We start from the raw sequence: 2,748 nt of genomic DNA, 5'->3' as shown, positions 1-2,748 counted from the left end.
GGCGTGAACTTCGGCGTCTCCACCTTCGGCTTCACCGGCTGCTGCGGCGGACGATCCGGCATCGGCGGTTCCCGCTTGATGACCCGCCCCGTCTCGTCCCACTCGGGAGCAGGCCCCGGCTTGGGGGTTCCGAGCGGCAGACGGCCCGGGACGGGCGCGGGCAGGGTACGCACCGGCCCGCCGGTCGCGGGTACAGGCACGGGCCGCGGCGCGATCGGCGAACCTCCTGGACGCCCCGTCCCGTTCCCGGGCCGGGACGACGCCGGGTTCCCGCCGCCCGGACGGGTGTCCGACGGACGTCCGGTCCCGGGTCGGCCACCGGACGGACGCGACTGTCCGGCCGGAGCAGGCGTCCGGGGACGCTCCAGCACCCGTCCGGGCAGGTCAGGACCGGACGTACGACCCGGCACGGTCGGCCCCGGACGAACCGCCGGGAACGCCGGAGGAACACGGAACGGGTCGTCCTCGGGATCGTCGGACGGCTCGTCGCCCGGCCCCTCGGGCGTCCCGGGGGTCTCCGGCGGCTCGGGATCGCCGGGCAGAACCGGCGCGACGGGCTGCTCGGGATCACCCGGCAGGCCCGGGCCCTCGGGAGTCCTCGGCGTCTCGGGCACTTGGGGGTCACCAGGCGTGACCGGACCCTCGGGAGTCCTCGGAGTCGCCGGTGGCGCGGGGTCACCGGGCAGGTTCGGCGCCTCGGGCTGCTCGGGCGCGCCCGGCTGATCCGGCGCCCCCGGACCGTCCGGCCGGCCGGGTCCCTCGGGCGTCACCGGCGCCCCGGGGAACGGCCCCGGACCCGGACTCGGCCCCACCGGCTCAGGCGAGGGAACCACCTCCGGCGACGGAACCGGGAACGGGTGACCCGGCGCGGCGGGACCCCCCGGAGCATCCGGCTCCGCGGGCGGATTCACCGGATCCTCACGCCCAGGAACCTCGGGCCGGGGGAGATCGCGCTGCGGAACCTCAGGGCCGGGGAACACCCGGGGCCACGGGTTCTCGGGCAGGGGATCGTCGCGGCGACGATCGTCGCGCCCGGGAATCTCACGCTGGGGAACCCCAGGCTGGGGGGCTACCGGAGGGTTCAGCGGGTTCGGCAGCGCAATCGGCTGCACGTCCCCGGACCGGGACGGCGCACCCTGGCCGCCCTGGTTCCCCTGCCCCTCGGCACCGGCTTCGCCGCCTCCCCCTTCCGTGCCGGCCTGGCCGGACGGCGGTTCGGTGCTTTCGGACGTCTCCGAGGGCGGGGTCCGGTCGCCCTCGCCCGGCTCCCACCCGGCGCCGCGCGCCCAGGGCTCGTGGTCGAGCTGATCGGCGGCCACCAGTACGTTCGACCGGGCCTCCTGCGCCATGCGCAGGTTGTTGTCGATGCGATGGCGGGTGACCGGGTTGCGGGTGTCGGCGAGTGCGGCGCGGAGCTGTTCGATCCGCTCCTGCGACGACTGCAGACCCGCGCGGACCCCCTTCACATGCTCCCGGCGCTCCTTGAGGAGGTTCTTGTTGGCCTGCTCCAGGCGCCGGAAGGCGCGCTGGGTTCCCCAGCCCCGGTCACGTGCGCGCTCGACGACCCGCGCGGCGCGTTCCGCCCGAAGTTCGGCCCTGGGCAGCACCTGGGCGCGACGCTCACGCAGATACGCGTCGGCGAACTCCCCGACCGGCTGGAGGAAGCGCCCGACCGGCCATCCGTACGGCTCGAACGCCTCAAGGCCGCCCTCGAACACCGCCGCGCCCGTGTAGACGTTCCGCTGGACCAGGGGGTCGATGGTCTCCCCCGCGACGGCGGTCGGCCCCCACAGCATCCGCATGGTGCGCGGACTCGACATGATCCAGGGGCCGGGTGTGAACGGCCCGCGCTTGAGCTGCTCGTAGCGCTCGCGCCACGAGCCGGGGGCGGGCTGGTCGGAGGACGCGCGGTCGTCCTCGCCGCCGTCCCGTCCGGCCGGGTGATCGGAGGACGGGCGTCCGTCCTCGGGACGGTTCCCCGGGGCGTCCTCGGGACGCGCGGCGGGAGCCGAGGGCTCCGACGGGACCGACGGCTCGGGGACGTTCGGGACCGCTCCCGAGCCGGGCTCGGCCGGGGACTCCTCGGGACGCTCCGGCCCGTCCGGCTCGCCCGCCGGAGTCACGGGCCGGTCCGGGGTGCTCCGCCGGGGCTGCTCGGCCGCGGGCGGTTGCGGCCGGAAGTCCTGCCGGAGCCGCTCGATCCGCTCCCGCAGCTGCCGCTGCTGCTGCTCAAGGCGGTCGGTGAAGGGGTTCGTGGACCCGCCGGGGGACGGGTCGTCGGGCGACGCGGCGCTCGCGAACGGTGGCGGTTCGGGGCCCGCCGCCGCGTGCGCGGCGTCCGCCGCCAGCACGTCGTAGGCCAGAGCACCGAGGACGGCGAGGAAGAACCCGCCGACCAGGGTGAGGCCCACTCGTATCGGATTGATCATGACGTCCAGGCCATCTGTCCGGATGGGTGTCCGGCAACCCCTCCGAGCGTTCCGGACACCCTCCGGACATGTCCCGTACACCCTTCGGACGTGTCCAGGCCGCACACGCACGAGGCCCGCACCAGGTCGGTGCGGGCCTCGGCTCGGCGGAGGGTCAGGCCTTGATGGACGGGTCGTCGTGCTTGTTCATCGAATGTGCGGGATCGGAATCCGCGTTCCCCGGTGAGCTGGGGGGCGCGGGTGCCGGTGCGGGGCCGCCGCCCTGCGGCGGCGCTCCGCCGGAGCCGCCCCCGTCGATGGTGTTGGACGACCCGCCCGA

Annotated in this window: 1 pseudogene; it reads right to left on the bottom strand. The window is 75.6% G+C overall.

Annotated elements, in window-relative coordinates:
• Positions 1-2,429, bottom strand: a pseudogene (locus BJF79_RS36325) (hypothetical protein); the annotation flags it as partial.
• Positions 2,430-2,748 lie beyond the last annotated feature (319 nt).

Source organism: Actinomadura sp. CNU-125 (genome assembly GCF_001942465.1).
In the GTDB taxonomy this organism is placed as follows: Bacteria; Actinomycetota; Actinomycetes; order Streptosporangiales; family Streptosporangiaceae; genus Spirillospora.
The sequence above is the reverse complement of the archived record's forward strand: the minus strand, read 5'-3'. Positions and strand labels throughout refer to the sequence as shown.